Annotated in this window: 7 protein-coding genes; all 7 read left to right on the top strand. The window is 70.2% G+C overall.

Annotation, left to right across the window (positions count from 1 at the left end; genetic code table 11):
- The coding region (locus RMN98_RS13715) for an NADH-quinone oxidoreductase subunit C (protein ID WP_309649380.1) at positions 1-705 on the top strand (705 nt) is incomplete at its 5' end.
- Entirely contained in the window at positions 705-2039 is a 1335-nt protein-coding gene (locus RMN98_RS13710; protein ID WP_309649379.1) for an NADH-quinone oxidoreductase subunit D, read from the top strand. The genes RMN98_RS13715 and RMN98_RS13710, both read left to right, overlap by 1 nt.
- Positions 2036-2797 carry an NADH-quinone oxidoreductase subunit NuoE gene (gene nuoE / locus RMN98_RS13705; RefSeq protein WP_309649378.1) on the top strand — a complete coding sequence of 254 codons (762 nt, stop codon included), beginning with the start codon at positions 2036-2038 and terminating at the stop codon, positions 2795-2797. Before RMN98_RS13710 ends, nuoE begins: the two co-directional genes overlap by 4 nt.
- The gene (nuoF, locus tag RMN98_RS13700) at positions 2790-4100 is read left to right on the top strand and encodes an NADH-quinone oxidoreductase subunit NuoF (RefSeq protein ID WP_309649377.1); all 1311 of its coding nucleotides are present in this window, start codon (positions 2790-2792) and stop codon (positions 4098-4100) included. The genes nuoE and nuoF overlap by 8 nt, the downstream gene beginning before the upstream one ends.
- Positions 4097-6508: an NADH-quinone oxidoreductase subunit G gene (locus RMN98_RS13695; protein ID WP_309649376.1), complete on the top strand. Its 2412-nt coding sequence runs from the start codon at positions 4097-4099 to the stop codon at positions 6506-6508. Before nuoF ends, RMN98_RS13695 begins: the two co-directional genes overlap by 4 nt.
- Positions 6505-7854 carry an NADH-quinone oxidoreductase subunit NuoH gene (nuoH, locus tag RMN98_RS13690; protein WP_309649375.1) on the top strand — a complete coding sequence of 450 codons (1350 nt, stop codon included), beginning with the start codon at positions 6505-6507 and terminating at the stop codon, positions 7852-7854. Before RMN98_RS13695 ends, nuoH begins: the two co-directional genes overlap by 4 nt.
- A partial coding sequence (gene nuoI, locus RMN98_RS13685; RefSeq protein WP_309649374.1) for an NADH-quinone oxidoreductase subunit NuoI occupies positions 7847-8260 on the top strand: 414 nt, incomplete at its 3' end. The genes nuoH and nuoI, both read left to right, overlap by 8 nt.

The raw sequence follows: 8260 nt of genomic DNA, 5'->3' as shown, positions 1-8260 counted from the left end.
GACAAGACCCCTGACAAGGCGCCCGACCAGCCTGCCGTCGAGCAGTCCCCGGAGAACGTCCCCGCCCAGACCGGTGAGGTCACCGCGGTCGGTGCCCGCACCGGCATGTTCGGCGCGACGGGCACCGGCGACACCAGCGGCTACGGCGGCCTGGTCGCCCCGATCGTCTATCCCGCTGCGGCCCAGCGTCCCTTCGGTGGCTGGTACGACGAGGTGGCCGACGCGCTCGAGGGCCGGATCGGCAACGTCGTCATCCACCGCGGCGAGATCACCTTCCACGTCCGCCGCGAGGAGCTCGTCGCGGTCGCCCGGCACCTGCGCGACGCACCCCAGCTGCGCTTCGAGCTGTGCACCGGCGTGAGCGGCGTGCACTACCCCGACGACGCGGGCAACGAGATGCACGCGGTCTACCACCTGCTCTCGATGACCCACAACCGTCGGATCCGCCTCGAGGTCAGCGTCCCCGACGCCGACGCGCACATCCCGTCGTTGGTGGCGATCTACCCCACCAACGACTGGCACGAGCGCGAGACCTACGACATGTTCGGGATCATCTTCGACGGCCATCCCGCACTCACGCGCATCCTCATGCCCGACGACTGGCCGGGCCACCCGCAGCGCAAGGACTACCCCTTGGGCGGCATCCCCGTGGAGTACAAGGGCGGCAGCATCCCGCCGCCCGATGAGCGCAGGAGCTACAACTGATGACTCACGACATGTACGCCGGCACCAGCGAGACGACCGAGGGCAAGGTCTTCACGGTCACCGGCCAGGACTGGGACTCGATCGTCGAGGGGCTCGCCGAGGACGCCGACGAGCGCGTCGTCGTCAACATGGGCCCCCAGCACCCCTCCACGCACGGGGTGCTGCGCCTGATCCTCGAGCTCGAGGGCGAGACGGTCACCGAGGCCCGCTGCGGCATCGGCTACCTCCACACCGGCATCGAGAAGAACATGGAGTACCGCTCCTGGGTGCAGGGCACCACGTTCGTCACCCGGATGGACTACCTCAGCCCCTTCTTCAACGAGGCGACCTACTGCCTGGGCGTCGAGCGGCTGCTGGACATCGAGGACGACATCCCCGAGAAGGCCAGCGTCATGCGGGTGCTCCTGATGGAGCTCAACCGCATCTCCTCCCACCTGGTCTGCATCGCGACCGGCGGCATGGAGATCGGTGCCCTCACCGTCATGACGATCGGCTTCCGCGAGCGCGAGCTCGTCCTCGACCTCTTCGAGCTCATCACCGGCCTGCGCATGAACCACGCCTTCATCCGTCCCGGTGGCGTCGCGCAGGACCTGCCCCCCGGCGCCCTCGACGAGATCCGCGCATTCGTCGCGCTGATGAAGAAGCGCCTGCCGGAGTACGCCGCGCTCTGCAACGCCAACCCGATCTTCCGGGCCCGGCTCGACGGCGTGGGCCACCTCGACCTCGAGGGCGTCATGGCCCTCGGCATCACCGGCCCCGTGCTCCGCAGCACCGGCTACCCCTGGGACCTGCGCAAGACCCAGCCCTACTGCGGCTACGAGGACTACGACTTCGACGTCCAGACGTGGGACACCTGCGACGCCTACGGGCGCTTCCGGATCCGGCTCGCCGAGATGTGGGAGTCGCTCAAGATCGTCGAGCAGGCCGCGGAGCGTCTCGCCGGCCTCGAGGGCGCGCCGGTCATGGTCGCCGACAAGAAGATCGCCTGGCCCAGCCAGCTCGCGATCGGCAGCGACGGCATGGGCAACAGCCTCGACCACATCCGCCACATCATGGGGGAGTCCATGGAGGGGCTGATCCACCACTTCAAGCTGGTGACCGAGGGCTTCCGGGTCCCGCCGGGCCAGGCCTACGTGCCGATCGAGTCACCGCGCGGCGAGCTCGGGGCCCACGTGGTCTCCGACGGCGGCACCCGCCCGTTCCGGACGCACTTCCGTGACCCGTCCTTCACCAACCTCCAGGCGACGAGCGTGATGAGCGAGGGCGGCATGATCGCCGACGTCATCGTGGCCATCGCCTCCATCGACCCCGTGATGGGAGGCGTCGACCGATGATCGACGAGACCACCTACGCCGAGCTGGCCGAGATCGCGGCCCGCTACCCCGAGAAGCGCTCGGGGCTGCTGCCGATGCTCCACCTCGTGCAGTCGGCCGACGGGCGCGTGACGCCCGAGGGCATCGAGGCCTGTGCCGAGATCCTCGACATCACCGCCGCCGAGGTGAGCGGGGTCGCGACCTTCTACACGATGTACAAGCGCAAGCCGGTCGGTGACTACCACGTCGGCGTGTGCACCAACACGCTCTGCGCAGTCATGGGCGGCGACCTGATCTTCGACCGGCTCAAGCAGCACCTGGACGTCGGCAACGACGAGACCACGGAGCGACGTCCGGAGGACCAGGCGAGCATCACGCTGGAGCACGTCGAGTGCAACGCTGCCTGCGACTACGCCCCGGTGATGATGGTCAACTGGGAGTTCATGGACAACATGACCGTCCAGTCCGCCACGCAGCTCGTCGACGACCTGCGTGCCGGCACCGAGGTCGGCTCCACCCGCGGTCCGAGGATCTGCACCTGGCGTGAGGCCGAGCGCGTGCTCGCCGGCTTCCCCGACGGCCTCGCGGACGAGGGCCCCTCGGCCGGTCCCGCGAGCCTGGTCGGTCGCGAGATCGCGCGCCAGCGCGGCTGGACCGCCCCGTCCTCCGACGCCTCGGGCTCCGCGCCCGCCGTCGCCCAGACCAAGGTCGAGGCGGTCGAGCAGGCAGACACCTCACGCGCCGAGACCGAGACCGAGCAGGAGAAGGCCGATGACTAGCGTGTTGACTCCCGTCCTCACCGACAACTGGGGCGCCGAGCGCAGCTGGACGCTGGCGGCCTACGAGGCCCAGGGCGGCTACGGCGCGCTGAAGAAGGCGCTCGCCATGGCGCCCGCCGACGTCATCACCGCCGTCAAGGACTCCGGCCTGCGCGGTCGCGGCGGCGCAGGCTTCCCGACGGGCATGAAGTGGAGCTTCATCCCGCAGGACAACCCCAAGCCCAAGTACCTCGTCGTCAACGCCGACGAGTCCGAGCCGGGCACCTGCAAGGACATGCCGCTGATGATGGCGACGCCCCACACGCTGCTCGAGGGCGTGATCATCAGCTCCTACGCCATCCGGGCCCACACCGCCTTCATCTACATCCGCGGCGAGGTCCTGCACGTCATCCGCCGGGTGCAGGCAGCCGTGGCCGAGGCCTACGCCGCCGGCCACCTCGGCAAGGACATCCACGGCACCGGCTACGACCTCGACGTCGTCGTCCACGCCGGCGCCGGCGCCTACATCTGCGGCGAGGAGACCGCCCTGCTCGAGGGGCTCGAGGGGCGGCGCGGCCAACCGCGCCTGCGCCCGCCGTTCCCCGCGGTCGCCGGTCTCTACGCCAGCCCGACGGTCATCAACAACGTCGAGTCGATCGCGTCCGTGCCCAGCATCATCGACCACGGTGCCGAGTGGTTCGCCTCCATGGGCACCGAGAAGTCCAAGGGCTACGGCATCTTCTCGCTCTCGGGCCACGTCAAGACCCCCGGTCAGTACGAAGCCCCGCTCGGCATCACCCTGCGTCAGCTCATCGACCTGGCCGGTGGCATGCGTGACGGCCACGAGCTGAAGTTCTGGACACCGGGTGGGTCCAGCACGCCACTGCTGACCGCCGACCACCTCGACGTCCCCCTCGACTTCGAGGGCGTCGGCGCGGCCGGCTCGATGCTCGGCACCCGCGCGCTGCAGCTCTTCGACGAGACCACCTGCGTCCTGCGTGCGGTCCTGCGGTGGACCGAGTTCTACAAGCACGAGTCCTGCGGCAAGTGCACCCCGTGCCGCGAGGGCACGTGGTGGCTGGTGCAGACGCTCGCCGCGCTCGAGAAGGGCCAGGGCAGCGAGAGCGACCTCGACCTGCTGCTCGACCAGTGCGACAACATCCTGGGTCGCTCGTTCTGCGCGCTGGGCGACGGTGCCACCAGCCCGATCTCCAGCTCCATCCAGTACTTCCGCGACGAGTACCTCGCGCACCTCACCCACGGGGGCTGCCCCTTCGACCCGGCCGCCTCGACGCTCTTCGCCGCCGAGGGAGCCTCCGCATGACGCAGACCAACGACACCACTCCGGCGAGCGTCGAGGTCGACCTGATCTCGGTGACCATCGACGGCATCCAGGTCAGCGTCCCCCGGGACACCCTGGTGATCCGGGCCGCCGAGCAGGTCGGCGTCCAGATCCCACGCTTCTGCGACCACCCGCTGCTCGCACCCGTGGGTGCCTGCCGCCAGTGCCTGGTCGACGTCCCCGACGCGGGCAACGGTCGTGGCTTCCCCAAGCCGCAGGCCTCCTGCACGCTCCCCGTCGCCGAGGGCATGGTCGTCAACACCCAGGTGACCAGCGAGGTCGCCGACAAGGCGCAGCAGGGCGTCATGGAGTTCCTGCTCATCAACCACCCGCTCGACTGCCCCGTCTGCGACAAGGGCGGCGAGTGCCCGTTGCAGAACCAGGCGATGTCCAACGGCCGCGGCGAGTCCCGCTTCTCGGCGGCCGGCGGCATCAAGCGCACCTACCCCAAGCCGATCAACATCTCCGCCCAGGTCCTGCTCGACCGCGAGCGCTGCGTCCTGTGCGCCCGGTGCACGCGGTTCTCCGAGCAGATCGCCGGCGACCCCTTCATCGCCCTCATCGAGCGCGGCGCCCTCCAGCAGGTCGGCATCTACGAGAAGGAGCCACTGCAGAGCTACTTCTCGGGCAACACGATCCAGATCTGCCCGGTCGGTGCGCTCACCTCCGCCGAGTACCGCTTCCGCTCGCGCCCCTTCGACCTGGTCTCCACCCCGTCCGTCGCGGAGCACGACTCCTGTGGCTCGGCCATCCGCGTCGACCATCGCCGCGGCAAGGTCATGCGTCGTCTCGCGGGCAACGACCCCGAGGTCAACGAGGAGTGGATCACCGACAAGGACCGCTTCGCGTTCACCTACGCCACGCAGGACGACCGGCTGACCTACCCGCAGGTCCGTGACGAGGACGGGTCCCTGCGCCCCGCGTCCTGGCCCGAGGCATTCGCCGTCGCGGCCCGCGGCCTGCGCGCGGCCGGCCCTGCCGGCGTACTCCTGGGTGGACGGCACACCGCCGAGGACGCCTACGCCTACAGCAAGTTCGCCCGTGTCGCGCTCGGCACCAACGACGTCGATTTCCGGGCACGCCCGCACTCCGCGGAGGAGGCGCAGTTCCTCGCCTCCCAGGTGGTGCTCACGGCGCCGGAGGGCGGCGGCGTCACGTACGCCGACCTCGAGACCGCGCCCACGGTCGTGCTGGTCGGCCTCGAGCCCGAGGACGAGGCCGGCGCGATCTTCCTGCGTCTGCGCAAGGCCGCCGAGGCCGGTCGCACCCGCGTGTTGGCGATCGCGCCGTTCAGCACGCGGGGCCTGCACAAGATGGGCGGGACGCTGATCCCGACCGTCCCCGGTGACGAGCCCGCCGCCCTCGACGCCCTGCTCGGCCACGCCGACCACGGTGTCGACGCGGCCAGCGTGATCCTCGTGGGTGAGCGCCTCGCGACCGTGCCCGGTGCTCTCTCGGCTGCTGCTGCCCTCGCGAGCAAGTCGGGCGCCCGGCTGGCCTGGGTGCCCCGCCGCGCCGGTGACCGCGGAGCGGTCGAGACCGGCTGCCTGCCCAACCTGCTGCCCGGCGGCCGTCCGGTCGCCGATGCCTCCGCACGCGTCGACGTGGCCACCTCGTGGGGCGTCGACTCCCTGCCGGACAGCGAGGGGCGCGACGCGTCCGCCATCGTCGCGGCGCTCGTCGCCGGCGAGCTCGGCGGTCTGGTCATCGGTGGCGTCGACCCCGACGACACCGCCGACCCCGCTGCCACCCGGGCTGCGGTCGAGGCGGCCGGCTTCGTCGTGGCCCTCGAGCTGCGCGAGACCGAGGTGACCCGGGCCGCCGACGTCGTCTTCCCGGTCTCCACCGTCACCGACAAGGCCGGCATGTTCGTCACGTGGGAAGGCCGTCCCCGCGCCTTCGACGCGGTGTTCACCAACCCCAAGGCGCTGCCCGACCTGCGCGTCCTGGCGGGCATCGCCGAGGAGCTGGACGCCCCGCTGGGCTTCCGCAACGTCGCCGAGGCGCGCGCCCAGATGGCCGACCTCGGTCCCTGGGACGGTCCACGCGCCGCCGCACCCAGCGTCGCCGCGACCGAGGACCTGGGCCCGGGCCTCGCGCTGGCGTCCTGGAAGCAGATGCTCGACAACGGCTCGCTCCAGGACGGCGACAAGCACCTTGCCGCCACGGCACGTCCGACGGTCGCCCGCGTCGGGCGGACGGTCTTCGACGCCCTCGGTCCGACGGTCACCGTCACCGGTGACCGGGGGTCGGTGACGCTGCCGGCCGTGGTGGCCGACGACCTCGTCGACGGGGCCGTGTGGCTGCCGGCCAACTCGTTCGGCAACGGCGTCCTGGCCGACGTGGCCTCGCCCGGATCCCGCGTCACCGTCAAGGGAGGCACCCCGTGACCAGCACCATCCTCAGCCAGCTCAGCCCCCTGGCGGCCGACGACCTCAGCGCCTTCGGTCAGGACCCGTGGTGGCTGATCGTCATCAAGACGTTGCTGATCTTCCTGGTCCTGGTGCTCCTCACCCTGTTCAACATCTGGTGGGAGCGACGTGTGGTCGCCCGCATGCAGCACCGCATCGGTCCCAACGTGCACGGCCCCTTCGGCCTGCTGCAGTCCCTGGCCGACGGCGTCAAGCTGGCGCTCAAGGAGGACATCATCCCCAAGGCCGCCGACAAGGTGGTCTTCCTCCTCGCCCCGATCCTGGCGGCCGTGCCGGCCTTCGTGACGTTCAGCGTGATCCCGTTCGGACCCGAGGTCGGGGTCCCCTTCTCCGACCGGACGACCCCGCTGCAGCTCACCGACATGCCCGTGGCCGTGCTGTTCGTGATGGCGATCGCCTCGATCGGCATCTACGGCATCGTCCTCGGTGGCTGGTCGAGTGGCTCGACGTACTCGCTGCTGGGCGGCCTGCGCTCGAGCGCCCAGATGATCTCCTACGAGGTCGCGATGGGTCTCGCGCTGGTCGCGGTCTTCCTCTACGCCGGCTCGATGTCGACCTCGGCGATCGTCGACGCCCAGAAGGACCTGTGGTTCGGCCTGATCCTGGTGCCGTCGTTCGTCATCTACCTCATCGCGATGGTGGGGGAGACCAACCGCGCGCCCTTCGACCTCCCCGAGGCCGAGGGCGAGCTCGTCGGTGGCTTCCACACCGAGTACTCCTCGCTGAAGTTCGCGCTGTTCTTCCTCGCCGAGTACATCAACATGGCGACCGTCTCCGCGCTCGCCACGACGCTGTTCCTCGGCGGCTGGCGGGCACCCTTCTGGATCGACCGGGTCTGGGCCGGCGCCAACGAGGGCTACGTCCCGCTGATCTGGTTCTTCGGCAAGATGCTCTTCTTCATCTTCGGCTTCATCTGGCTGCGGGGGTCGCTGCCGCGGTTGCGCTACGACCAGTTCATGGCCTTCGGCTGGAAGCGACTCATCCCGATCGCCCTGGTGTGGATCGTCGCGGTGGCGACCATCCGCGTCGTCTCGCTCAACGACGGCGTCGACCGCCGCTACCTGTTGATCGGCATCGGGGTGCTCGCGGCCGGCTTCCTGCTGCTCTTCCTCTTCGGAGCAGCCGACGAGACCGACGAGGACCTGCCCTACACGCAGCCCGCGGCAACGCCCGGTGGCTTCCCGGTCCCGGTCATGCCCGCCGGTGGACCCGTGCGCGGCGCGGCCGCCCCCCTCACCTTCGACACCCCGATCTCGAGCCCCGCCGGAGCCGGCGCGGGCAAGGAGGCACACGCTGATGGCTGAGCCCAAAGGCATGAAGGAACAGTTCTGGGACCCCATCGCGGGTTTCGGGGTCACCTTCCGCACCATGTTCAAGAAGGTCGTCACGGAGCAGTACCCCTTCGAGAAGCTCCCGACCGCCCCGCGCTTCCACGGCCGGCACCAGCTCAACCGCTGGCCCGACGGGCTGGAGAAGTGCATCGGCTGCGAGCTGTGCGCGTGGGCCTGCCCCGCCGACGCGATCTACGTCGAGGGCGACGCCAACTCCGACGCCCCCGACGGTGAGCGCTTCAGCCCCGGCGAGCGCTACGGCCGCGTCTACCAGATCAACTACCTGCGCTGCATCCTCTGCGGACTGTGCATCGAGGCGTGCCCCACGCGCGCCCTGACGATGACCAACGAGTACGAGCTGGCGGACACCAACCGGGCC

This window comes from Nocardioides sp. (assembly GCF_031397825.1).
GTDB lineage: Bacteria > Actinomycetota > Actinomycetes > Propionibacteriales > Nocardioidaceae > Nocardioides.
The sequence above is the reverse complement of the archived record's forward strand: the minus strand, read 5'-3'. Positions and strand labels throughout refer to the sequence as shown.